Source organism: Thermococcus sp. PK, assembly GCF_000430485.1.
Taxonomy (GTDB): domain Archaea; phylum Methanobacteriota_B; class Thermococci; order Thermococcales; family Thermococcaceae; genus Thermococcus_A; species Thermococcus_A bergensis.
Map to the genome: position 1 here is coordinate 340294 of NZ_KE387150.1, position 22769 is coordinate 363062.

At 42.1% G+C, this 22769-nt stretch carries 33 protein-coding genes, 1 tRNA gene and 1 pseudogene; 15 read left to right on the forward strand and 20 right to left on the reverse strand.

Annotated elements, in window-relative coordinates:
• Window positions 1-87 precede the first annotated feature (87 nt).
• Both THEPK_RS10005 and THEPK_RS10010 read right to left on the reverse strand, forming a co-directional pair.
• A complete protein-coding gene (locus THEPK_RS10005) occupies window positions 88-465 on the reverse strand; it encodes a hypothetical protein (RefSeq protein ID WP_042696758.1) in 378 nt (125 codons plus the stop codon).
• A gap of 50 nt (window positions 466-515) precedes the next feature.
• Window positions 516-938, reverse strand: coding sequence for a hypothetical protein (locus THEPK_RS10010; protein WP_156882076.1), 423 nt, complete (start codon window positions 936-938; stop codon window positions 516-518).
• A 263-nt stretch (window positions 939-1201) separates the two neighbouring features.
• Between THEPK_RS10010 and THEPK_RS10015 the strand changes: the two genes are divergently transcribed.
• The gene (locus tag THEPK_RS10015) at window positions 1202-2164 is read left to right on the forward strand and encodes a class I SAM-dependent methyltransferase (RefSeq protein WP_042701465.1); all 963 of its coding nucleotides are present in this window, start codon (window positions 1202-1204) and stop codon (window positions 2162-2164) included.
• 89 nt (window positions 2165-2253) lie between these two features.
• On the opposite strand, the gene THEPK_RS10020 is transcribed toward THEPK_RS10015, so the two are convergent.
• Genes THEPK_RS10020 through THEPK_RS10030 form a run of 3 tightly spaced genes read right to left on the reverse strand, consistent with a single transcriptional unit; the run spans window position 2254 to window position 3940 of the window.
• Complete coding sequence (locus THEPK_RS10020) at window positions 2254-3129, reverse strand: AEC family transporter (protein ID WP_042701466.1); 876 nt, start codon at window positions 3127-3129, stop codon at window positions 2254-2256.
• Window positions 3130-3174: 45 nt separating this feature from the next.
• Window positions 3175-3594, reverse strand: a complete 420-nt coding sequence (locus tag THEPK_RS10025) for a hypothetical protein (RefSeq protein ID WP_042701469.1) — start codon at window positions 3592-3594, stop codon at window positions 3175-3177.
• 1 nt (window position 3595) lies between these two features.
• Entirely contained in the window at window positions 3596-3940 is a 345-nt protein-coding gene (locus tag THEPK_RS10030) for a cupin domain-containing protein (RefSeq protein ID WP_042701472.1), read from the reverse strand.
• 62 nt (window positions 3941-4002) lie between these two features.
• Between THEPK_RS10030 and THEPK_RS10035 the strand changes: the two genes are divergently transcribed.
• From THEPK_RS10035 to THEPK_RS10050, 4 genes are all read left to right on the forward strand, one after another.
• The gene (locus THEPK_RS10035) at window positions 4003-5604 is read left to right on the forward strand and encodes a carbamoyltransferase family protein (protein ID WP_042701477.1); all 1602 of its coding nucleotides are present in this window, start codon (window positions 4003-4005) and stop codon (window positions 5602-5604) included.
• Window positions 5605-5683: 79 nt separating this feature from the next.
• Complete coding sequence (locus THEPK_RS10040; protein ID WP_042701479.1) at window positions 5684-6853, forward strand: pyridoxal phosphate-dependent aminotransferase; 1170 nt, start codon at window positions 5684-5686, stop codon at window positions 6851-6853.
• A gap of 55 nt (window positions 6854-6908) precedes the next feature.
• Window positions 6909-7898, forward strand: a complete 990-nt coding sequence (locus THEPK_RS10045; protein ID WP_042701482.1) for an AIR synthase family protein — start codon at window positions 6909-6911, stop codon at window positions 7896-7898.
• 118 nt (window positions 7899-8016) lie between these two features.
• On the forward strand, window positions 8017-8253 hold the full coding sequence (locus THEPK_RS10050; protein ID WP_232194581.1) for a hypothetical protein: 237 nt from the start codon (window positions 8017-8019) through the stop codon (window positions 8251-8253).
• On the opposite strand, the gene THEPK_RS10055 is transcribed toward THEPK_RS10050, so the two are convergent.
• The gene (locus THEPK_RS10055; RefSeq protein ID WP_042701485.1) at window positions 8237-9058 is read right to left on the reverse strand and encodes a hypothetical protein; all 822 of its coding nucleotides are present in this window, start codon (window positions 9056-9058) and stop codon (window positions 8237-8239) included. The genes THEPK_RS10050 and THEPK_RS10055 overlap by 17 nt on opposite strands.
• Window positions 9059-9117: 59 nt before the next feature.
• Between THEPK_RS10055 and THEPK_RS10060 the strand changes: the two genes are divergently transcribed.
• Together THEPK_RS10060 and mobB are read left to right on the forward strand one after the other, a co-directional pair.
• A complete protein-coding gene (locus tag THEPK_RS10060; RefSeq protein WP_042701488.1) occupies window positions 9118-9339 on the forward strand; it encodes an LSm family protein in 222 nt (73 codons plus the stop codon).
• 5 nt (window positions 9340-9344) lie between these two features.
• Window positions 9345-10076, forward strand: a complete 732-nt coding sequence (gene mobB, locus THEPK_RS10065) for a molybdopterin-guanine dinucleotide biosynthesis protein B (RefSeq protein WP_042701491.1) — start codon at window positions 9345-9347, stop codon at window positions 10074-10076.
• Here mobB and THEPK_RS10070 read toward each other — a convergent pair.
• Window positions 10073-10474 (reverse strand): M67 family metallopeptidase, encoded by a 402-nt coding sequence (locus THEPK_RS10070; RefSeq protein WP_042701494.1) that lies wholly within the window; start codon window positions 10472-10474, stop codon window positions 10073-10075. The genes mobB and THEPK_RS10070 overlap by 4 nt on opposite strands.
• Before the next feature lie 143 nt (window positions 10475-10617).
• On the opposite strand from THEPK_RS10070, the gene THEPK_RS13465 reads away from it, so the two are divergent.
• Window positions 10618-10761 (forward strand): hypothetical protein, encoded by a 144-nt coding sequence (locus tag THEPK_RS13465; protein WP_198011318.1) that lies wholly within the window; start codon window positions 10618-10620, stop codon window positions 10759-10761.
• Between the two features lie 24 nt (window positions 10762-10785).
• On the opposite strand, the gene THEPK_RS10075 is transcribed toward THEPK_RS13465, so the two are convergent.
• Window positions 10786-11496 carry a 2,3-bisphosphoglycerate-dependent phosphoglycerate mutase gene (locus THEPK_RS10075; RefSeq protein ID WP_042701496.1) on the reverse strand — a complete coding sequence of 237 codons (711 nt, stop codon included), beginning with the start codon at window positions 11494-11496 and terminating at the stop codon, window positions 10786-10788.
• Window positions 11497-11671: 175 nt separating this feature from the next.
• Between THEPK_RS10075 and THEPK_RS10080 the strand changes: the two genes are divergently transcribed.
• From THEPK_RS10080 to THEPK_RS10095, 4 genes are read left to right on the forward strand one after another with little or no spacing between them, the layout of a single operon-like run.
• Window positions 11672-11902, forward strand: coding sequence for a PspC domain-containing protein (locus tag THEPK_RS10080; protein ID WP_042701498.1), 231 nt, complete (start codon window positions 11672-11674; stop codon window positions 11900-11902).
• The gene (locus THEPK_RS10085) at window positions 11877-12320 is read left to right on the forward strand and encodes a PspC domain-containing protein (RefSeq protein WP_042701501.1); all 444 of its coding nucleotides are present in this window, start codon (window positions 11877-11879) and stop codon (window positions 12318-12320) included. The genes THEPK_RS10080 and THEPK_RS10085 overlap by 26 nt, the downstream gene beginning before the upstream one ends.
• A 3-nt stretch (window positions 12321-12323) precedes the next feature.
• Window positions 12324-13181 carry a DUF4097 family beta strand repeat-containing protein gene (locus tag THEPK_RS10090; RefSeq protein WP_042701505.1) on the forward strand — a complete coding sequence of 286 codons (858 nt, stop codon included), beginning with the start codon at window positions 12324-12326 and terminating at the stop codon, window positions 13179-13181.
• Window positions 13178-14077, forward strand: coding sequence for a triphosphoribosyl-dephospho-CoA synthase (locus tag THEPK_RS10095; RefSeq protein ID WP_083965078.1), 900 nt, complete (start codon window positions 13178-13180; stop codon window positions 14075-14077). The genes THEPK_RS10090 and THEPK_RS10095 overlap by 4 nt, the downstream gene beginning before the upstream one ends.
• Here the strand turns inward: THEPK_RS10095 and THEPK_RS10100 are convergent.
• Both THEPK_RS10100 and THEPK_RS10105 read right to left on the reverse strand, forming a co-directional pair.
• The gene (locus THEPK_RS10100) at window positions 14067-14351 is read right to left on the reverse strand and encodes a family 4A encapsulin nanocompartment shell protein (RefSeq protein WP_042701510.1); all 285 of its coding nucleotides are present in this window, start codon (window positions 14349-14351) and stop codon (window positions 14067-14069) included. The genes THEPK_RS10095 and THEPK_RS10100 overlap by 11 nt on opposite strands.
• A 34-nt stretch (window positions 14352-14385) precedes the next feature.
• A complete protein-coding gene (locus THEPK_RS10105; RefSeq protein ID WP_042701513.1) occupies window positions 14386-14784 on the reverse strand; it encodes an OsmC family protein in 399 nt (132 codons plus the stop codon).
• Between the two features lie 59 nt (window positions 14785-14843).
• On the opposite strand from THEPK_RS10105, the gene THEPK_RS10110 reads away from it, so the two are divergent.
• Window positions 14844-15683, forward strand: coding sequence for an SPL family radical SAM protein (locus THEPK_RS10110; protein ID WP_042702268.1), 840 nt, complete (start codon window positions 14844-14846; stop codon window positions 15681-15683).
• Here the strand turns inward: THEPK_RS10110 and THEPK_RS10115 are convergent.
• The 8 genes from THEPK_RS10115 to THEPK_RS10145 all read right to left on the reverse strand — a co-directional run bounded on the left by THEPK_RS10115 (window position 15678) and on the right by THEPK_RS10145 (window position 21099).
• Window positions 15678-16469, reverse strand: a complete 792-nt coding sequence (locus tag THEPK_RS10115; RefSeq protein WP_042701516.1) for a gamma-glutamyl-gamma-aminobutyrate hydrolase family protein — start codon at window positions 16467-16469, stop codon at window positions 15678-15680. The genes THEPK_RS10110 and THEPK_RS10115 overlap by 6 nt on opposite strands.
• Window positions 16470-16578: 109 nt before the next feature.
• A complete protein-coding gene (locus THEPK_RS10120; protein WP_042701519.1) occupies window positions 16579-16998 on the reverse strand; it encodes a PPC domain-containing DNA-binding protein in 420 nt (139 codons plus the stop codon).
• Window positions 16999-17059: 61 nt separating this feature from the next.
• A complete protein-coding gene (locus THEPK_RS10125) occupies window positions 17060-17515 on the reverse strand; it encodes a 6-carboxytetrahydropterin synthase (protein WP_042701521.1) in 456 nt (151 codons plus the stop codon).
• Window positions 17516-18401: 886 nt separating this feature from the next.
• Complete coding sequence (locus tag THEPK_RS10130; RefSeq protein WP_042701524.1) at window positions 18402-18698, reverse strand: hypothetical protein; 297 nt, start codon at window positions 18696-18698, stop codon at window positions 18402-18404.
• 29 nt (window positions 18699-18727) lie between these two features.
• Window positions 18728-18895 (reverse strand): hypothetical protein, encoded by a 168-nt coding sequence (locus THEPK_RS13205; RefSeq protein ID WP_156882186.1) that lies wholly within the window; start codon window positions 18893-18895, stop codon window positions 18728-18730.
• Between the two features lie 1013 nt (window positions 18896-19908).
• A tRNA-Thr gene (locus THEPK_RS10135) sits at window positions 19909-19985 on the reverse strand.
• A gap of 43 nt (window positions 19986-20028) precedes the next feature.
• On the reverse strand, window positions 20029-20445 hold the full coding sequence (nikR, locus tag THEPK_RS10140) for a nickel-responsive transcriptional regulator NikR (protein WP_042701528.1): 417 nt from the start codon (window positions 20443-20445) through the stop codon (window positions 20029-20031).
• Between the two features lie 120 nt (window positions 20446-20565).
• Entirely contained in the window at window positions 20566-21099 is a 534-nt protein-coding gene (locus THEPK_RS10145; protein ID WP_042701531.1) for a flavoprotein, read from the reverse strand.
• A gap of 70 nt (window positions 21100-21169) precedes the next feature.
• Between THEPK_RS10145 and THEPK_RS10150 the strand changes: the two genes are divergently transcribed.
• Complete coding sequence (locus tag THEPK_RS10150; RefSeq protein ID WP_042701534.1) at window positions 21170-21616, forward strand: HAD family hydrolase; 447 nt, start codon at window positions 21170-21172, stop codon at window positions 21614-21616.
• A gap of 84 nt (window positions 21617-21700) precedes the next feature.
• Here THEPK_RS10150 and THEPK_RS10155 read toward each other — a convergent pair whose 3' ends face one another.
• On the reverse strand, window positions 21701-22186 hold the full coding sequence (locus THEPK_RS10155; protein WP_042701537.1) for a type II toxin-antitoxin system VapC family toxin: 486 nt from the start codon (window positions 22184-22186) through the stop codon (window positions 21701-21703).
• A gap of 78 nt (window positions 22187-22264) precedes the next feature.
• Between THEPK_RS10155 and THEPK_RS10160 the strand changes: the two genes are divergently transcribed.
• A complete protein-coding gene (locus THEPK_RS10160) occupies window positions 22265-22582 on the forward strand; it encodes an Lrp/AsnC family transcriptional regulator (protein WP_052315949.1) in 318 nt (105 codons plus the stop codon).
• Here the strand turns inward: THEPK_RS10160 and THEPK_RS13215 are convergent.
• Window positions 22574-22769: pseudogene (locus THEPK_RS13215) on the reverse strand (IS6 family transposase); the annotation flags it as partial. The gene THEPK_RS10160 and the pseudogene THEPK_RS13215 overlap by 9 nt on opposite strands.

The following is a 22769-nucleotide window of genomic DNA, read 5'->3' on the forward strand; positions in this document are numbered from 1 at the left end:
GACCAGGCTGAGCCACCCCGGCACTTCCGCATATACCTCTTTGTACTTTGTTTTTAAATTTTTCGCCTCCATAGGGCGTGTTTAGTTTCACCCCCTGTTATTTAAACAGTATTTGACTCTGAGGAGGATTTTCAGACCATAACACATTACCCCAAGCAGGATTCGGGTTACAGTAGTCTTTTTCAGAAAACAGGGGATCCTACTGCCAAACCACGTTGTAAACGCACCCCAGAACCCCTCATGAGGATTCCTATGCCTGTACTCTTCTTCAGAAAACACTCTGTCTCTCTTCTTACTACCAAAACCACCTGGAGCGTTCTTAGTTTTCTTAACAATCGGCCGATAACCCTTTTCCACCACAGTGTTCAGAACTTTCTTTGAATCATAAGCCCCATCAGCATAAAAATTCCCAGAACCCCCCGGCAGGAGTTCAATCAGCTCGTTCTCAGAAGTTGTGATCTTCACAGCAACCGGATACAGTAAACCCGGCAGGATTCTCGTTATTGCCTGAACTTCTATCCTGCCCTTTTTTTATTTGTGATAATGGTTGAGTCTGCTTGAGTGCTGGCGTAGGGTAATTTCTGGAGTTTTTTCAGGAGGTGGTTTGTCAGTTCTTCGAGGTTCAGCTTTTTCTCCCAGTTGTGGAGGGTTGAGTAGTGAATGTTTGCTCCGAAGAATTTTCTGCCGTAGTGCTGGGCGTCTCTGAGGGGTAGGTTGTAGTATTGTTTAAAGAGGAGTATTGCCAGTATTGTTTTTACTGGAAATTTTTTGGATTTTGGCAGGTTCTTCAGCTTTCCTTCTGATTCGAAGTCTGCTAAAACGTCAAGAATTGCGAATGCCACGCTTTCAGGGTCTTTGAGTCTGTGATCCCATCTGGGGATCACGACAACCACCCGAAAGAATTCAGCAAAAACCCTAATAAAGGTTACTATAAACACGCCCAACAAAGCCAAAAATCTTAAATATTATAACTACCATTATAGTACCCAGTGTTAATATTACCGCTTCTTCTAGGAGGAATGAGGGCAGTGTGGTCGGTAGTTGACCCCCATATGTTGTGGTCATTACAAAGAAGTGCTGCTGATCCGGGGTTTGTTAGTGATGGAACCAGGATAGTCTTAGATACTGCAGATTAATCGAATACAGGAAGATTTGTAAATCCCAAATGGTATCCACACCCAATTCATGCGAGGTGACAAAAATGGAAAATCAAATAGAAAAATTTGACTTCAATCTGGAAACCCTAATCGAGTTCTCTTTTTTTAACGTAGTAAAAATGGGTCTTGAGTTGGGAATCTTTAGAAATACTGGTAAAGCCACAACCCTCGAGGAGCTCTTAAATTCGATAGATGTTCCAAATAGGCCTTACTTGAAATCACTTCTCAGCACATACTATGACCTCGGCATTATCGAGGTCAACGAAAACAGGGTGCGCAACAGGAAATTCCTAAGGACGTTTCTCATTAAATACGACAGGTTGAGTGATGTAATTCCAGAATGGATCCAATTACAAGACAGGATTGTCGAAATGGCAACTTATGCGTTCTCGTCGTTTGAAAATCCCAAGGTGACGATGGATTTTGATAAGGATGCGGACTTCTGGAACACTCGACTTTCGAACCCGCTCAATAATCTGTACCGAAAGATAATAGCCAAAATAGGCAATCTCAAAGATGGCATCAGGGTTCTTGACCTGGGATGTGGTTCAGTTTCTCCAGTAGAGCTCGGAAGATATGTGGGCCCAAATGGCGAATATGTAGGTGTCGATTTTTCCCCAAGACTTTTGAGTATCGCCCGGAGAAACATAAAGACTCTCGGAATGGATTGGGTACATTTAAAGGAGGCCGAAATAAGACACATAATCCCCAAGCGAAAATATGATGTTGTGATAATGAGTTTTGTTCTCGAGTACATTCCAGAGATCTACTGGACTGTAGCAAAGGCGCTTGATTTTGTTGATGAAGGTGGGAAGCTGATAATAGTAGAACCATTCAGGGAAAACTTTGAGCACATAGCCGCTTGGGAGTTCTTTGAAAAGCTAACTAAAGAATTCCACAGATTCCCAAGAAAAGCAGACATAATTGACGCCCTTGAATACTCCGGAAAGACAGCAAGGATAAGAGAGTATGGGAAGTCTATTCTTGTTCTTGAACTGCCGTATTAAGTTTCCAGATTTTTAACCGTTTTTGTTTGTTTTTGGTTATTCTCCATACAAGATGCTAACGTCAAAAATCCCTCTAAGAACACGAAAGTCTAAACAAAAGCTCTGAGCACCAAAAACAGTATCAAAACCGCTATCGTTAGTACAACTGTAGCCCCTATCCCTTCCTCCTCTCTAAGCCTGTAGTGGGCTAAAATGGTATTTGCCATTATTGCTGGGGGCATCGATGCCTCAACCAGCACCGCATAGAATATTTCAGGGCTTGTTTTTAGGGTTAAAACCACGAAAACGAAGGGTATGACTATTCTAAACGTCCCCACCTCAAGAAGCTTCCTCCATTCAAATTTCTGGAGGTTTATACGAGAGCCGAAGTATATTAGAATGGCAGGAATGCTCCACCAGCCAATTTTGTTCATCACGCCCAGCAGTTGCGAGGGAAGCTTAATCCCGAGCAGCACAAGGATGAGGGCAAGTACATTGGCACTGGTGGGCGGAAACTTAAGCGCCCTTATGATGCTTTCTCTAAGCGAGGCTTTTCCGCTCGAATAATGCGCGGCTATGAAAGTAACTAAGGGGAGGACTATTAAGGTGTTTGTGCTTGCGTAGATAATCGCTGGAGTTAAATCATCTAAAAACAGGCTCGCTATCGGGAAACCCATTGCGACTGTGTTTGGATACGTCGAGAGTATCATCAACGCCCCCTGCCACTTTTTATCCTCTACAAAAACCCTCGCATAGAGGAAAGACGCTCCAAGACTGAGGGCAATAACCAAAAAGACATACAGAAAAACAACCTTAATCTCCATCAAATAGGCGATATCCTTCGAGGCAACGTTTGAAAAGACATAGAATGTTAAAAGCACCTGGGATGCAAACTTATTCAAGTGAGCAAAAGGCTTCTCAGATTTTATTATCCTCCGAAGGAGTAGTCCAGTACCTATTAAAGCAAGCATTTCGTAAATGTTCATGCTCTTAGATAAAAAGAAGATTTAAAGAATTTTTCGTTTAACTGTTCATTTTCTCCTCTTTTTCAGGTACTCCTCATACAGCCTTCTTAGATCTTCAAGCTCCTCAAGGTCTTCAAAAAACCCGAGCTTTTCGTAAAATGTCTTTAAATTCTCGATGTTCCTAAGTGAGCTCTTAAATTCTTTGGCAAGGACGTTCTCATCAATATTCACACCAAACTCTTCTTTCAATCTTTCTTCGAAATCATCCCTAAGCTCAAAAATATCCTCCCCATGAACTCCAAAAAGCAAATAAGGGATATTGAACAGCTTAAAAGCCGCCAGAAGATATCCAAGTCTTTCTAAGTCTGGTTTATTGGATGAGGGTATGTAAAGGTACTCAAGTTTTTCATTAAAATAAACCACAAGGTACCATGATTCCGGAGATAGGGGGAACATTTCTGCCTTTTCCTTCCTTACTCTTCCCATGTTAATCACCCAGCCAGACACTGTCTTCTCCAAAGTAGTTCAGCTTAACAACGAAGAGCCTAAATGGTTCCTCCCTTTCGTTTACGACCCAGTGAACTGTCTTTGGTTTTACAAGGTAGATGTCCCCTGGTTTGGCTTCGTATTCCTTTTCCCCAATACCCAGCTTTGCCTCACCGCTGATTATGTAAAAGAGCTCGTACTGCTTCTCATGATAATGCTTTGGAACGGTCTGCTTTGGCTTTATTTCGACTATCTGGGTGTAGCTCCCCTCAGGGAGTTCACCTTCAAACAGAGGTGCTTTTCTATACGTGCCCCTATCAATAAACCCCTTGACTTCTGCCCGCATTTTGACTCCCCAGTGTTGCATTCCGAAGTTATGTTTAAAAATCCTCCATTCAACTCCAACACATGATCATACTTGGAGTGCACGATGGACACGACGCAGGAGCGGTGCTTTTCAAGGGAGAAGAGCTCTACGCCGTAAATGAAGAAAGACTAAATAGGATAAAGAAGTACCGCGGATTTCCAGAGTTGAGCATAAAGAAAGTCCTAGAGATGGGAGAAGTGCGTCCGGAAGAGGTAGAGGTAATAGCGGTGGCAGGCATTTTCAGGAAGCAGTCAAGGTTGTTAGAACTTGAGAAAAACCTCAAATCAATATTCGGTGAAGACTTCAAGAAGAGAGTTCTTTTTGTTGAGCACCACCTTGCTCATGCATCCTCATCCTACTTTACCTCTGGCTGGAGAGAGGCACTGGCGTTAAGCATAGATGCTGCGGGAGATGGACTAAGCTCTTCCATTTATGTGGCAAGAGATGGCGAGATGATAAGAATAGCTCAGAGCACCTATTTAGACTCTCTTGGGGACTTTTATGCTTCAGTTACGGAGCTTCTGGGCTTCAAGCCTATGAGACATGAAGGAAAGGTCATGAGCCTGGCAGCCTATGGTAAGCCAACTTATGACCTCTCACACATAATAGAGCTTAACGGTTTAACCTTTGAGAACAGGCTGAAGGTGGTTGGAGTTGAGGCAACGAAAAAGCTCGCCGAACTCTTAGGGTATCCCCTCTCGAGGGCTAAAGAAATCGCCCAGCAGATGAAAAAAGGTAATTTGGACGGAGAAGTACAAAAGAAAGCAATAGAGATAGCCGCCTCTGCTCAAGCGCATCTTGAAAAGATTATCGATGAGCTTGGGTTAAAACTTAAAAGTTATAACTTAAAACTTGCCTACGCCGGAGGAGTTGCACAAAACGTCAAGGCAAATGCCGTGCTGCGAAAATATTTCCCCGATCTATGGATATTTCCAGCAATGGATGATTCTGGATTAGCTTTTGGTGCCGCAGCCTTCGTCAAAGCCCAGTTCGAAAGGCTCGATAGGAAATGGAAGCCCTTTAAGCTTGAGCATGTTTACTTGGGGCCTTCCTACGATGAGAGCGAAATTGAAGCCCTCTTAAGGGCAGAGAGTCTGAAATTTGAATATCGTGAAGACGTAGAGGGAGTTGTTGCAGAAATGCTTCTTGAAGGCAAAATGGTGGGCTTTTTCCAAGGAAGAATGGAATACGGTCCAAGAGCCCTAGGCAACCGCTCCATCCTCGCAGACCCAAGAAGCAAATATGTTGTAAAAAAGCTCAACGTAGCATTGAACAGAGACGTCTTCCAGCCGTTTGCCCCTTCAATGCTGGAGGAGAGAATTGAGGACTACCTCGAGGAGCCTTATCCAAACAAGTTCATGACAATGAGCTACAAGGCAACTGAAAAAATGGCCAATGAAGCCCCGGCAGTTGTGCATGTGGACAGGACAACAAGGCCACAAACCCTACTTAGAGAGGACAATCCACGCTATTACAACATAATAAAACACTTTGAAGCAGAAACGGGCGTTGGCATGGTTCTAAACACGAGCTTTAACATGCATGGGGAGCCGATAGTTTGCTCTCCAGAGGATGCCCTGAAAACTTTCAAAAAAGCCAAGCTCGATGCCCTTGTTTTGGAGAACTTTGTTGTATATCAGTGAGCTATTCTATTCATCGTTGCCAAATATTTCATGTCGGTAAAATTATAAACATCAAGGAGAAATCCTACTGGTGAAGATTATGGCGCTGAGCGATAGGCTTGAAATGGTGAACCCTTCTGAAATAAGAAAGCTTTTTGACCTTGCCCAAGGCATTGAGGGAATAATCTCACTTGGAATTGGAGAGCCAGACTTTGACACGCCAGAACACATAAAGGAATACGCAAAGGAAGCCCTTGATAAGGGACTAACGCACTATAGTCCAAATATAGGGATTTTGGAGTTTAGAGAGGCAGTTGCAGAGAAGTTCAAAAAGCATAATGGAATTGACGCAGATCCAAAAACCCAAATAATGATAACAGTTGGCACTAACCAGCAGATTCTAATGGGACTTGCAGCCTTCTTAAGGGACAACGAGGAAGTTCTCATTCCCTCCCCAATGTTCGTTAGCTACGCCCCTGCAGTTATTCTAGCGGGAGGAAAGCCCGTTGAGGTTCCCACTTATGAGGAAAACGAGTTCCGCCTAAGTGTCGATGAGCTCGAAAAATACGTGACCCCAAAAACAAGGGCTTTGATAATAAACACTCCAAACAATCCCACGGGAGCAGTATTAACGAAGAAAGACCTCGAAGAGATAGCGGACTTTGCAGTTGAGCACGATCTAATGATCTTAAGCGATGAAGTTTATGAGTATTTTGTCTACGATGGGGTCAAAAACTACAGCATTGCTTCTCTGGACGGAATGTTTGAGAGGACAATAACCATGAACGGGTTCTCAAAAACTTTCGCAATGACCGGCTGGCGCTTGGGCTTTTTAGCTGCCCCAGAATGGGTTGTGGAAAAAATGGTTCGCTTCCAAATGTACAATGCAACTTGCCCCGTAACCTTTATCCAGTATGCGGCTGCAAAAGCCCTAAGGGACGAAAGAAGCTGGCAAGCGGTAGAGGAGATGCGTAAAGAATACGAGAGAAGGAGAAACCTTGTTTGGAAGAGGCTGAACGAGATGGGTCTGCCAACGGTTAAGCCAAAGGGAGCTTTTTACATCTTCCCAAGAATTAAAGATACCGGTTTGAGCAGCAAGGAGTTCAGTGAGCTGATGATAAAAGAAGCAAAAGTTGTTGTAGTTCCTGGAAGCGCATTTGGGCAGGCTGGAGAAGGCTATGTGAGGATAAGCTACGCCACAGCGTATGAAAAGCTTGAGGAAGCAATGGACAGAATGGAAAAAGTGCTGAAGGAAAAGAAGCTTGTTTAACACCCTCCTCAGCAATCTTTTTATCTTTTCTGTCTCACTTTGATGGGGATGAAAAATGCTTCCGGGAAAAGTTCCTCCAGAAGTGCTTGAAAAAATTGTCTTCAATCTTCTAGGGGTTGAAGATGAGAGAGTTATAATAAAATCTGGTGTGGGCATTGATGCGGCTGCAATCGACTTTGGGGAGAATGTTCTCGTTGCATCAAGCGATCCCATAACGGGGGCGGAGAAGCATATAGGCTTTTACGCAATAAACGTGAACGCAAACGACGTTGCAACGTTTGGAGCTAAGCCAAGATGGTTCTTAGCAACAATCCTGTTGCCGGAAAATGCCGATGAGAACCTCCTCAAGGAAATAATGGAAGACATGCATAGGAGTGCTGAAAAGCTTGGCATTTCAATAGTCGGAGGTCATACAGAAGTGACGATTGGACTAAACAGGCCTATAGTCATTGGAACAATGCTTGGCGAAGTCAAAAAGGAAAAACTTGTGCGGTCAAACGGTGCAAAGGCGGGAGATGTCATAATATTGACCAAAGGCGCTGGAATTGAGGGGACAGCGATTATAGCAAGCGAAAGAGAAGAAGAGCTGAAAAATGTCTTTGGGGAAGAGCTTGTTGAGAATGCCAAACGCTTCTTGGAGAAAATCAGTGTGGTAAAAGAGGCATTAATCGCTGCAGAAATTGGGGTTCATGCCATGCATGACCCCACAGAGGGAGGAATAGCCAACGGATTCCACGAGATGGCAGACGCCGCTGGACTGGGATTTAAGGTTTACCACGATAGGATTCCCATAGCAGAAGAGACCAGAAAGCTGTGTGAATACTTCAACTTAGACCCCCTTGCTCTGATAAGCTCAGGCTCTCTCTTAATCGCGGCACCAAAGGAGAAAGCCGAAAAAATCGTGAACGCAATACAAAAAGAGGGCATTGAGGCGGCAATAGTTGGAGAGTTCCTGGAAGACAAGAATACAAAGGTTCTTGTGAAAGATGGAAAGGAGACCCCACTAAAAAGACCAGAAACAGACGAAATCTGGAAAATCTTTTAAAGGTCTTTTTTCTTACTATTTATGGTGGTTACATGGCCGATGTGGAGATGGCTAAGACCCTTATCAAAGTTGGTGGGATTTTAAGTATCATAGAGCCATCCTCATAGCAGTTCTCCTTTTGCTTACGGTAGTAGGGATTTTGTTCGCAATACCATTCGCTATCCTCGGTTACTGGATATTCAAAAGAACCGAAGAGTGTGTTGAGCTCATTGAAAACAAAGAATACAAAAAAGCAAAAGACAAGCTTTTAGTCCCGGCAATAATTGCCCTCATTCTAACCAGCAGAGTTGGAGGTATTTTAATGCTCCTGGGCTTAGTACTGCTGCCTTCAGAGGGCTCTACTTCAACTTCCTGATCTTTCCACCCTTTATGTCTATTCGCCCCTCCTTTTCCAGCATTTTCAAAATCTCTTCAAATGCTCTCTCATTAGTCACGTTTATTACCATGGTACCCTTTTCAGTGGGTATCTCCATGGGCATTGCCTTGAGGAAAGCCCTTGCCAGTTCATCTTTGGGGACTTTCTCGTTGCCAATAGCATTTAGTATCTCACCGGCCACTATTCCCCTTGAGATGAGGGCGAAATAGACACCCATAACCATCTCTTCTTCAAAGTACTTCGCGGCTATGTGCATAGCCCTGTTGATTTTTCCTATTTCAAGCTCCCTAATCTCTATCTCGTATTCGGGGACAAGGTCAACAAATGCAAACTGCTTCGCTATCTGCTCAATTTTCTCAAGGTTTTTTGCAATTTGATATGGGAACCTGAACTGGAATTTGAGCTTTGTGACATCAATGCCATCCTTTAGCTTTGCCCTGTTCCCCTCAACAGCAACCGCATCGTTTTTAAACAGCTGGTCAAGAACGTCTCCCATCCAGTAGCCCTCTTGAAGGAGATGCTCTATTCCCTCACCCTCTTTAAGGTGCTCAAGGGCATGGTTTATCTGCTCCTTAAACGTGAGAAAGCCCTCAAGAAGAATCTCCTTTTCCTCACCTTCAAAAGAGCTTATGGTGTTGTTTATCTCCTCCAGCGTCCCTTCAATCATGTAGCCAATAAATGCCTCATACCCAAGTCTTTCCATAACAGCAAACCTGATTCCTTCCCTCTTAAGCTCGTTTAAGAAGGCTTCCTTTACGACTTCATTCTTTGTGACCAACCTCATATGACCACCAGATGGAAAAGGCTAAAAGTCATTTATAGTCTTTTTGTATAGGTGGGAACATGAGTGAAGAAAAACTGCTTTTGCTGGATAAAACCCTGGAAGCTTGGAAAGGTAAACGCATAGCACTGGCTGTTGGTGGGGATCACTCCTTTACCGGCGTGCTGAAGGATTTTGATGAGGAAGTAATAGTCTTAGAGAACGTTGCCGATGTGGTGGGCAACCGGGGGAAAGCCTTGGTGGTAAAGATAGATGACATAAACTGGATAATGCTCTTAGAGTGATAAAAATGAGGGCAGTTGCGTTTGTAGGGTTTAAAAAGAGCGGGAAGACAACCACGGTAGAGAGAGTCGCAAGAGAGCTCAAGAAAAGAGGGTACAAAGTGGGAATAGCAAAGAGCATGCACACGAACTTTGATAGAAAGGACAGTGACACTTGGAAATTAAAAAGAGTAGCTGATTATGTAATTGTGAGAGCTCAAGACACAGATGCCCTCCTTTTTGAGGCAAAGGACTTAAATGCCCTATTCTCCACAATGCCAGAGGTTGATTTCCTTCTTCTTGAGGGCTTCAAAGATGCCAAGCACCTGCCCAAAGTAATATGTGCGAAAAGCGAAGATGAGGTAAAGACCCTGAACGATGGGCTTGCGATAGCCGTTAGTGGTGTTATCTCAAGCAAAGCCAAAAGTGTCGATGGACTTGAGGTAATAAACCCCCTCGAAAACCCAGAAAAGCTGGCCGATTTAGTGGAAGAGAAAGCTTTTATGCTGCCAAACATCAACTGCGGACAGTGCGGGCTCAACTGCTATGAAATGGCAAAACTCATAGTAAAGGGCGAAAGGAGCACAGAGGATTGCGTCGTATTGAGCTCAAAGCCAAAGGTAACCGTTAGAATAGACGGAAAGGAGCTCCCAATGAAAGACTGGGTTCAGGAGCTTGTTGAAAAGACCATTAAAGGCATGCTCTCCGCCATGAAAGGATACAAAGATGGGAGGAAAATAGAGATTATAATCGAAGACTAAACCACCTCGACCTTAATTTCTTTTATTTGACCGTTTTCGAGAACAAACGCCCTATATTCTCCAATGTTATTTACTATCAGCCATGCGTTTCTCCACAAGTCCATGCCTTTCAAATCCCTGGGAGAGGGATATGGGGGACAATTAAGGTGGGAGTGAAATATCCCAACTATTTCCTTCCCCTCTTTTTCGGCTTTTTCAAGAACTTTGAGCGTTTCCAAAGGGCCTATCTCAAACTTTACTGGGGAATTCAACCGGTTCTCTGCAAAGACTACGTAGTCCACAAAGGCATCTTCCCCTTTCATCGTCCCTATCAAAAACCCGCATATTTCAATGTTGCTCTCTCTAGCCGTGGTTAGAATTTCCTTCAAATGTACACGTTTTATAAAAAGGCTCCGCATAAGTGCTTCTTTTCCCTATCACTTTAAATCTTTTCTGTTCATTGACGAACAAATTAGTGCAGAAAGGCTTATAAATAGGTTTACAATCATCAAGATTTGGTATCCCTGTATTATCACTCAAAGTGATACAAGAGGTGAAAAGCATGCTCGCGAGAATAGTCTACTACAAGAGGAATTCCATTCCCGAAGAGGAGATAGTTGTGGTTAGCAAGGTAGAGAAAGCCCTTGAAATAGCGAGAGGGAAATTAGGAAAAGACGTGGTGAGCTTTGAAGTTGAAATAATCTGATCACGATCGCCTTCTTCTCCCCTTTTATTCTATGTGAAGGCTCTTATCATAGCCCCACTCATAGAGATAGCCCATCCTTTCAAGTTTTCCTTCGGAATATTCATAAACAAGCGGCACTCCAGTAGGGATGTTAAGCTTCAAAACCTGCTCTTTAGTTAGCTTTTCTATGTGCATAACTATTGAGCGTAAGCTGTTTCCATGGGCAGAGACAAGTACGTTTTTCCCCTTTTCAAGCTCCGGGATTATCTTTTCTTTAAAATAAGGAATTGTCCTCTCAGCAGTGTCCTTAAGGCTTTCCCCTCCCGGCGGGGCAACATCATAGCTCCTTCTCCACAATAAAACCTGCTCTTCACCATAAATTTTCTTTGCCTCATCTTTGTTAAAACCTTGCAGTTTACCATAATAACGCTCATTGAGATGCCACGACTTATAAACGGGGACGTAATTTTTCCCGTGTTCTCCGTATACTATTCCCCAGTCTTTCATTTTTCCGTTTTCGTGCTCTATCTTCGGAACGCCGGAGGTGTTTTTGCTCATAACGAGCATTGCAGTCTGGATTGCTCTGACAAGTTCTGAGGTAAATACCACATCTATCTTCCACTCTTTTAGAAGTTCCCCAGCATTTAAAGCTTCCTCAATTCCCCTTTCGCTCAAAGGCACATCAACCCAGCCTGTAAAAAGGTTTAGCTTATTCCACAGACTTTCACCATGTCTTATTAGTATAAGTTTGCTCATTAGGTTCACCTAAAAATTGTTGGTGGACTGGTATAAAGCTCTTTCTGTTCAAGGATGGGCAACAGCAGTTTTCCTTTTGACCATTGAAACTCGTAGTGACACTACACTCGTAGAAGATTAAAATTATATAGGTGAATGCACAATCATAAATAGCTATAGCAAAGGAGGGGCTTACATGGAAAGGAGGCTCTACAGAAGTAAAAAGAACAGAATACTCTTCGGAGTTTGTGGGGGATTAGGGGAATACTTTAACGTGGACCCTACCCTTGTCAGGATACTTTTTATAATCCTGCTCCTAGGAAGTGTGGGAACTGCAATATTGCTATACCTTCTTTTAGCTATTGTAATACCGGAGGAACCTGAAAATGGAGGTGAGTTAAGTGGAAAAGAGGCTCAAGAGGAGTAAAAAGAATAAAATATTTTTGGGAGTTCTTGGAGGAATAGCCGAATATATCGACGTTGATCCAACTATAGTGAGGGTACTCTTCATCCTTCTCTGCCTCGTTGAACCAGTTTTCATCCTGGCGTATTTCCTAATGGCTATAGTTATGCCCGAAGAAGAGGAAGAAGGAGTAACTGCAGAGAAAATTCCAGAAAAGATCGAAAAGCTAATTGAAGAGGCCGGAGAAAAAGTTGAAGAACTGACTAAAAAAGCTCCAAAAGTAGAGAAAAAAGACGACACAAAGCTTTTTGGAATCGCTCTTGTCCTTTTAGGGGCAGTGCTCCTCTTAAAGGTTTTCATACCGTTTCCAATCTTCGGACTGAGGGAGATAGTTGCATTGCTTATCCTCTTATTCGGCCTATACCTGATAGCGAGGGGATGAGAAATGAAAAAGCTTCTTGGAGTCTTTTTAACCTTTTTGGGCCTGTTAATCCTTTTAAAAAGCATCAGACCAGAGGTGTACGACTATCTTCTTCCATATGCCCCCTACATCAAAAGGGCGTTCTGGGGAGTAGTACTTATTGTTGCAGGGCTTTATGTACTAGTCAAGAACAAAACGGTAAGAACATCCTTGGCACTGGCCTTTGTTCTGTATCTGGCATTATTCCTCGTAACCCCTGGTGCATATTATTCATGGAGATTTTCCTCCAGGGATGCCGGAGAAATAACTACACTCGGAAAATTTAACTCCTCGGAGATACTAATCGAGAACATTGCCGCAGAAATAACGGTAGAGCAGGGAACAGATGGGATAGAAGTCCTCAGCAACCTGCCGGTGAAGATAGAAGAAGGCGAAACCTTGGTAATCTCATGTCTCGATTGTGAGGACTACAAAAACGGAAGACTCTTGATAAGAGTCGGAGATAACGCCGTAAAGTCTTTAGCCTTAAGGAACACAGTTGGTGACATCAATATTGATCTAGACACTTCTTTGCTTACCTTCGACAACGTCGTTGGTGATATCACTATCTCAGGGACATTCAGCTCACTTGTTGCAAGAAACTTCATCGGGGACATGGAAGTGGAGCTGGAAAGATGCCCAGAAGACGAGGAATACTGCTCTCAAATTGAAGTCTACCGGGGAAGCGGAGAGATTAACATCTCTATTCCAGACGACGTTAATGTTGTCCCCATGATTGAAGGCTCTCTGACTTCAACCACCATAAACAAGGACTTTGAAACAGGGGAGAAAACATTAAAACTGATAGTCAAAAACTTCATTGGAAAAATAGTCGTAGAATGATGGGTATGGACAAGTGGGGAGTGGTCAAGGCTTTTACCCTTGGCTCTCTGCTCGAAGTTGCAGTACCCAAGCCGGGCAACGTAAACAGGTATAGAGACTTTGAAGACCTTACTCTGTACCATTTTCTTTTTGCGCATACCGCCGTTATAGATGTTCTTTTTGAAGCCGCCCATAGAGGGGAGCTCATAAGAGAGGGAAAACTTCAGCCGGAAGAAGCAAAGCTAGGAGAACTTATAAAAAAAGCCGTTGAAAACTCCAAAAAAGCCCAAAACTCAAATCCCAACTTTGGAATAATAACTCTTGCAATTCCCCTTACAATGGCACTTGGGTGGGCAAATAACATTGAACTGGCCCGAGAAAAAGTTAAGCTTCTCATCTCAGCCTCTAACCCATATGACAGCATAGAGTTTTACAAAGCAATAAGGACGGCAAACCCAAAGGGAGTTAAAAAGGGAGTAAAGTATGACGTTTACGATGATTCTTCTTTTGATGAGCTCATAAGGGATAAAATAAACCTAAAAAAGCTTGCTGAGATTTCAAGCGAGAGAGAGTTAATTTTTAAAGAATGGCTTACCGGATATCAGCTTAGCTACTCCACCTTTTACAGACTCAAAGAACTTAGCTTCGCTTTTTCACTTGAGGAAGCTACCATCAAGGTATTTCTTGAACTTCTCTCTAACAACTTGGATACGTTAATTATAAGAAAAGCAGGGATTAAAGAAGCAAAGCTTGTTCAGAAGAAGGCGAAAGAATGCCTCGATGGAAAGCTCAGCCTTGAAGAATTTGATAAATTTCTAAGGGAAAAGAGAGATCTAAGAAATCCTGGCAGTCTAGCAGATATAATGGCAATTTCTCTAAGTCTGCTAATTTTGAGCGATTATTCCCTCAATCTTTGATTATTTTAATCCTCTTCGCCCCTCCAAGCCCCATGCCGAGAACTTTTGAGTCAATAACAACAGCATCCTTTCCAAATTCCTCAACAACCTTGACTTTAAGTCCAGATATCTCGGAAACAGAATCTTCTCCACCAAATTCCTCGTTTACTTGCTCTTTTAAAAACTCGTAAGCCTCTTTCCCAAAGAGCACCAAATCGGGCTCAAATCCATCCATTTTGAGCTCGTTAGCTTTTTCTTCAACTGCACTCAAAACCCTAATAAGTTCTCCTCTCATTAAAATCACCAAAAACATGTTAGAGAGAAAGGACTTAAACTTTTTCCTTAATAATCTCATAGGAATAAGTTACTTCAGTTCCACTGAGCTTTAGATGGGCACTCGCTGAACAATAGGTATTTTGGCTGAGTTCTATAGCCCTTTTTGCCTTTTCTTCTTTTACATCCCCATAAATTCTGTAGTGGATGTGAACTTTAGTATAAATTCTTGGATGCTCCTCCCGCCTTTCTCCACTTATTTCAACCTCTAAGTCTTCAATGGGCTCGCGCATCTTTTGAAGAATCATCACAACGTCAATTGCAGTACAACCAGCCACACTGAGGAGGAGCGTTTTCATCGGTGAAATGCCATTCTCTCCAAAGAGTATCTTTCCGCCTTCTTCAGTTAGAGCTTCAAACTTAGAATCCCCTAGCCACTTGACTTTTCCCTTCATAGAACCACCAACCTACAATAGCAGGAAAGTTTTAAATGTATTTTGTAAACCTAAGGTATATGTACATAAGACCTTTTGATCCCTGGAAGTCAATGCTCTGCACATGCCCGTTTAAGTATACTCTTAACGTTTATACCGGCTGTGACCATGCATGTGTTTACTGCTACATAACCTCTTACATCCCCAATGCCTTCAGAGTAAGGATAAAAGAAAATCTCCTCACAAGCCTGGAAAAAGAACTCCGAAAGTTTAAAGAGAAGCCTCTAGTGGCACTCTCTTATTCTTCTGACCCATATCCAAGAATAGATGAGAAGATGAAGATAACTCGAAAGGTGCTTGAACTCTTCAAGAGATACGAGGTCCCCTGTTTAATCTTAACTAAGTCAAGCCTATTTGAAAGAGACTTGGACATTTTGAAAAATCTAAAATGTGCCATTGGGATTACCGTTACAACAATAGATGAAGAAAAAGCAAGACTCCTCGAACCAAATGCACCTTCACCAAAAGAAAGAATTAAAGCTTTGAAAAAAGCAAAGAAAGAAGGCATCCCTGCTTATGCTAGAATTGACCCAATAATACCATTTTACACATGGGAAGATTTTGATGAGACTCTCGATGCGTTAAGTTTTGTCTCACATATAACGGTATCAACCTTAAAACTTCGACCGGATTCATGGAAGAGAATGGAGGCAAAGTTTCCAGAACTAATGAAAAAGCTCACACCCCTTTACAAAAAAGGTGAAAAGATAGGTGGCTATTATTATCTTCCCAAAGAAATAAGGCTCAAGATTCTAGAGGAGGCAAGAAAGAAGATAGAAGCAAAGGGTATAACCTTTGGCTCCTGCAGGGAAGGTTACTACTCTTATCCAACTTGTGATGGCTCTCATTTGATGTTATAACTCTTGCACCGAAAGGTCCATTGAATTTTTCTCGGGATCTAAGAGGCCAAGCTTTTTCTTTTTGTACTCCAGAGCTTTCTCCACGAGAGCTTTGAACAGAGGCTCCATCTCATCAAGGTACTCAGCCCACCACTGAACACCTATCGCGAACTTCCCTTCCACTTCAATCGCTTCTATTATACCATCCTCTGCATAGGCCACGGGCTTTATATTGTCTCCAAGCTTCTTAATAGCTTGATGATGGAAGCTGTTCACCTCTATAAAAACTTCGCTTGTAGACTCAACACTCAAGTTTTCCTTGAGTACCTCAAAGAGAAGAGAATCCGTCTTTATTCTTACGTCATGAACCTTTACAGCGGGGCTCACCAAAAACTTACCGTTTTTAAGCCAGTTATGCCTCATAGCCCTTGGGATTTCACTCACATCTTGGTATAGGCTTCCTCCCAAGGCAACGTTTATTGCTTGTGCGCCCCTACCTATTCCCAGCATCGGCAAATCTCTCTCTAAGGCTGCTTTAATTAGGGTAAGCTCAAATTCGTCCCTTTGAATATCAAGCCACTCAATCTTATCAGAGAGAGTGTCCCCATAATATCTTGGATGTATATCTGGGCCTTCTGGTATTATGAGTCCATCTATTGCCTCGATAACATCAGTTATTTCCAGAAGTGGTGGAATTGCAACGGGAATCCCACCTGCTTTTTTAATTCTTCTTACATACGTGTCGTTTATTGTGAAGGTTCCAGCTTCCCAATCAAATGAAGCTACAATTCCAATAATCGGCTTCATTCTCCCACCTATGCATATTTATGTGGAATGTATAAATATTTTTCCCGCCAATAAAAAGAAACTACGATGAGTTATTGAATGGGATAAACAAAGATTAAGTTGCCGCATTTTAATCCTCTTCATCCCATAAGGCTAAGCCATTCTCTTGAGGCTTTCTCACTAGTGGTTCCCCAAGAAGCTCTTGGATATAAACTTCCGCAACAAAGACCTCTCCTTCAATTAAATGGCCACCAAAAAGCTTCCCCTCCCTATCGCCCAAGCTCACATGAACATGGACAAAGGGCTCATTGTCCTTTATGCTTATATTACCCAGTGCAGATACCAGCTCGTATGTGCCTTCGAGCTGAATGACCTTGTATTGCTTCTTCTCCTCTTCAAAATAACCTATTTTTGGATTTCTGAGAGTTCCAATTGCGCTGACAGTTCCAATTAATATGTTGTGCTTTTTTGCAAACTCATTTAAAGCATACAAAAACTCCTTCCCTTCTGGGATTCTAAACAGAAAGTTTCTCCCTCTCGAAAACCTCATGGTATATCACCTTTCAAGTTATTAGATTTGTCACAATTTAACTTTTTAGGTGAGAATTCATTCAGCGTTCAAGGGTAATCTCAGCATAGCTCCTTGGATCCTCCCAAATCCTTACTCTGATCTTTCTCACATTTTTTCCTGCTTTTTCTACTACTCTCTCGGCAAACCACTCTGCAATGCACTCCGCCGTTACATTTGGTTTGTTGAGAACCACAACTTCATTTTGGGGAAGCTTTAAGTGTTTACCATTTTTATCTACCATTACATAACCTTCTTCCTTACTAGTTACCCAATCTTCGCTGACAAGTATTTTGTGATCAAGAAGCTTTACGAGATTCCCAAGGTGGTTAAAGTCAAATATCATACCGTTTTCGTTCAGTTCGCCCCATATCTCAACTTCAACATTATATGTATGCCCATGAATTCTGAGACATTTGCTCTCATATGGTAGATCCAAGAAGTGGGAACTGTCAAAGTCTTTATGCCATCTTATTTTCCTTTCAACTATTTTGAACATGGGACATCACCGTGGATAACGTGGAGAGAATGCTTTTAATGTTTTTGAATAAAGCTAATTCCCCGCACATCTTCTCTATTTAGTGTATGCTTTTCAAGAATATGCTGCTTTAGCTCTTCCAGACTTCTCGCTTTGTAGCCGCAAAATGGACACACGAATATTTGAGTATTTTCCATATTCCTCCCTCGAAGTTTGTAATACCTCATGATATAAATACCCTCTGGAAGTTTTTACTATATTAGGAAGTAATTTTTGGCTCTGAGTGTCAATTTATCTCTCAACTTTTACTCGAATTTTTTACTATTAGGCATATCTACTATATTTACAAAATCACATTTAATGAAAAATACAAAGATATATTTATCTTCTGTTAACATGATATCAAATAAAAAATAAACACTTTTTATAAAATAACTAAAATTACTATTGTAAGTATTATAAAATCCACATTTTTTACGATACAAAGTTGTATAAATTGGAAATATGGCTTAAGATATCCTCATGTCGATCTCATAGGTTCACAAAGATTGGGAAGTTGTCCCCATATAAGCCGGGCTCATTATCAATTTTTCCTATTACGATCGAAGGTGGTAATAACTTAATTTTACTTTCGGCCTGAGATGAAAACTTGGCACATGGTGCGTATCAAAATTCAACAACCCATATATTCGCCGTGTATTCTTTAGTTTTCGGTATTGCATCAACATTTCTGTGCTCATTATTATACAATCATTTTAGATATAAGGCACATTATATCCAAAATCTTTGCACAAAAACGAACATTCAGTAGTTCCATTTTATAATGCAACCCCTTTGAGAACACGAGAATATCGTATAAAAGCGAAAACAAAAAACAACCCCACTGGGATAGCATCTCTAGCTGAAACTAGTACACATACCCATACGATGCCAAGTACTCCTTCAAAAGCTTCTTAGTCTTCCTTATATTCTCCAACTGCACGCCTAAGGAGTCTGCCAACCTTTCGTTATCAACTCCCATCAAACCCAAATACACCACATCAGCGAGCTCAGAAGGGGGCATCATCTCATACTCCTCAAACAGCTCACCAAAGTCGAAGAGCTCATTTTCCAATTCATCAAAATCAAAGCCCTCCGGGTGAAGATGGAGACCCGAGTACAATAGAAACTCAACAGCAAACTTCGTGTCCGGATCCTCAAACAAAGCAGGGTCACAAACAGCAACCCTGGCACTTAATCTACGCCCAATCTCCCCAGCAACCCTGCGAACCTTCTCAAAAGCACCCCCCTCTTTTTTGGAATCAATAAGAGATACTTGAAATTCCCAGTTCTGTACTGATGAACCGACCTAACAAACTTATCCGCGCCCAGTTCCTCTAAAATCCTATCTACGTCCTTCATTGCAAATCCCCAAACAACTCTAAGAAATCGATGTATAAAATGATTACGGAGAAAAAAGAAAAGTCAAACAAAGAGCATTCCTACTCCCGATGATTGCGGAGTACTATCCATTTCTCTTGCTTTTTAAGCCGTTCTGCCTACCCGTAAAGTGTGTGTAGGGTGTTAATTTCGTAACGGGTAGGCTTCCAGCCTCCCGTCTTCATTGGCTGGCTTTCGGGGGGAACGGAGACTCCCCACATCTTCAAGGCTCTCGACAGTCCCCATTCGGGCTTGACAAACCCCACATTCTGGGAACTGCTTCACCACAAGGAAGTATAATTAGAGACTATTTAAAAATTACGGAAAACAAAAGAATTCAAAAGTTCCATTTATCACTACCTATGAAACAGCCCCAGGTAATGTGAATCACACGTTGTACGGGCATTACTATAAGGGTGTATACTTAATACAACATTAGTTAGTAAAAATTATCAAAAGATTACTTTTTTATTACGTAATTTTTATTCTATGTAAAAGTTTCATTATTTATAGTTCTAAATAATATTATAAGATATGGTTACAATAAATTTTAATTACAATAACAATATATAAAAGTAAAAAATCACGCTAAAGTTTGAGAGTTGAAGTAACACATTTTATTTTATGCTAATAAAACAATTAGACGTCCATCTAAAAGTCCACTTTTTAAACCCCCCCAATTAGCTCCGATTTGGAAATACTGGCAAAAAACTAACTCTTTCCCCAAAAACTAGTTGATAGTTTTTGTAAATTTATTCTCCTCAAGAGCACCGGAGGAGATAACTTCCGAGCTTTGTTTCTTTCTCTAAAAACTCTCTAGTTAGACATTGTTCTAACACCTTCCCCAACAAACCATGCTTCAATTGGTATACTGAAGTCAGTTTTAAGAGAGATTTCAGTAACCCCGTAATCGGGTTCGACTTCATCACTATACCGTGCCCGTATAGGCTCAAAACATAATTAAAGTTATCACAACCAACGTAGAAACGAATATATGGAGCCGGGACCGGGATTTGAACCCGGGACCTGCGGATTACGAGTCCGCCGCCCTACCGAGCTAGGCTACCCCGGCACACACCCAAGTGTGTTGATAAAAGAGGAATTTATAAGTTTTTTCATACCAGCTCTTTGCCTGTGGTGGTCATGACGAGCTTCCCGTGCTTTACACCTTTTAAGCTAATCAGCCTTTCGGCTATTCTCTTTACCACGCTGGCTTTCCCCTTAACGACAATGACCTCAAGGCAGTTGTGCTCGTCCATATGGACGTGAAGGCTCGAGATAATTTCATTTACATAGTCATGCTGCATATCAAGGAGCTCTTTCACGACATCTGCCTCATCATGGTTGTAAACAATTGTTATGGTTCCGGCGACCTCTTTGTCCCCCTCTTCCCATTCATGCCTGACTATGAAGTCCCTCACCAAATCCCTAATAGCCTCACTTCTGTTAGCATATCCCTTTTCTTCGATGATAGCATCAAACTTCTCCAGCAAATCCTCTGGCATCGAGACACCAAAGCGTACTATCTTCACCTTCAATCACCGCGTCTATGTTTGATGTCTTGACATTATTAAACTTTGGCATAAGGGGATGGGACAAGCATACGATACAATTAACGAAATGGAAATGCAGAGTAACAAAAGACGGAAATTCTACCTATGCCCATAAAACTGCTCCAAGGCCTTTTCCACATCGTAAGGATGCTCAAGGACTAGTACACCCTCCTCTCTCAACGCTTCTAGGTGTTCAAGGTCAATTTTGCGCGGGTAAATCTTAAAGGTCTCCCCATTGGGGGCTTTGGTTTCCACCACTGGCTTGGAATCTGTCGGGACTATCATCAGAGGGACTCTGCTCTTCAGGGCTTGGGATGCACAGCATGAGAGCAAAGAGTCCGCTATGCCTAGTCTTATCTTTGCAACCGTGTTTGAAGTCGCAGGGGAGATTACAAAGACGTCAAACTTGCCCAAGTTGAACGAACCGCAAGAGGGAAACGAATGCCCCTGTTTGGATTCCCTAACGAGAGGGAAGCTTCCTATTCTTTCGAGGACACCATACATTCTGGCAACTTCTTCTCCTGCTGAAGAGAGAAATATCTTAATCTCATGCCTTTCCCTTAACTTTTCGAGTACTTCAACGCTTTCTAGAAGCAAATGACCGGCGCCGCTGATCCCCCATGCAATCCTCACACTGTCTCACCTCTTCGATATTGGGGGCAAGATTTTAAGCATTTTTGCTAAATGTTCTCAGGTGAACAAAATGGAGATTCCAAACTATGGAAGAATTAATGCAAAGACTGTTGTTTTTGACTTAAATGGAACGCTCGGCGTTGAAGGAAAGGTTAGTGAAGAGATAAAAGAGCTTTTAGACAAACTGAGTGAAAAATACAGGGTAGTTGTTCTAAGCTCCGATACGTTTGGAACCCTTGAAGAGGAGTTCAAAGGGATGAAAATTAAAGTGGAGAAAGTCAATAATGGTAACGAGAAACTTCAGAAGGCTCTTGAGTATGAACCCTACATTGGTGTTGGCAACGGCAACAACGACGTCAGAATGCTTGAGAATGCTGAACTTGCCATATGCGTAATAGGAGATGAAGGAGCCAGCGTCGAGGCATTGCTTGCCAGCGATATAGTGGTTAAGGACGTTAAAGACGCAATTAATCTTCTGCTAAACGAAAAAAGATTAATAGCAACTCTTAGGGGTTAATTTTCCCATCGAAGCCTTTTTATCTTTTTGGGCAAAAACCATAACAGCGGATGATGAGGAACTTAGGCGGATTGATGAAGAACCCTATGAGCGCTGACGCTTTTTTCTCTTCTTTTTGGGGAGTAACCTGACTTTACTTCCGCAGTCAGGACAGAGGTTATCAGGGGGCTGGGTTTCGAACTTCTTCCCGCACCCAATGCAAACGTAACGCCATTTTATAATTTTTTTTATGCCCCGCTTCAGTGTTCTAAATCTTAGACCCATGAAGGTTGCGATGTTCTGGAGGTTGTAGTCGTCGGTAAATATCTCCCCCTTAAGCTCATAAGCTAAGGCAAGTATCTCGATATCCGCTTCGCTGAGTTCTCCCAGCTCCCCAGTCTCAAGGGCTTTCTTTTTAACAGCTTCTACACTCTCCTTTGAGGGAACCATTACCCTAACCTTGCCCGCACTAATCAGACTTTCGACAAATAACTTAGATTCCGGGTCTTTAACTTCTTCAAGCACCTTTGGAGTTGTGACACCTTCAACATCAACCCCTTGAATGAATATTGCGGCGTCTATTATCAACATGATACAAAGTTCAACACTAGAGTTAAAGATTTATCCCTTCAAGTTGATTCTAACGTTAGGTATTAGGGAGGTGGTTAAATGAATGAAAGATTCCGCTATCCAATAAGCAATGATGAACTCAACTTCTGGAGAAAAGCCTTTGGGGGAGTTTTAGACGACTTAGACTTCAAGATATACTTTCTGCTTAGAGAAAATGGGCGAATGAGTGACACTGAGATGGCTAAAAGACTTAACGTCTCCGCAACAACAGTTAGGAGAAGGCGTTTGTTCTTACAGGAGAGGGGGTACCTTCAGATTATCGGAATTTTAATTTTACAAGAGCTTAATCTGGCATATGCCGATGTTCTGGTTAAATTTGAAAAAACTGCATCAGAGAAAGAGATACTGTCAGGATAACTGGGGCATCACCTCTTGAAGCCACTCAGTCACATCACCAGGCGGACAACCAAACCGAGAATGAAACCTAACAAAATTATACCAGAACGCAAACAGAAAAACAAACCTGTGAACCCTCCTCCAGTCTCTAGCCCTGAAATTATTCCAGAAACGCTTTGTTCTTTCTTTTAAAGTCCTGAACCAGCGT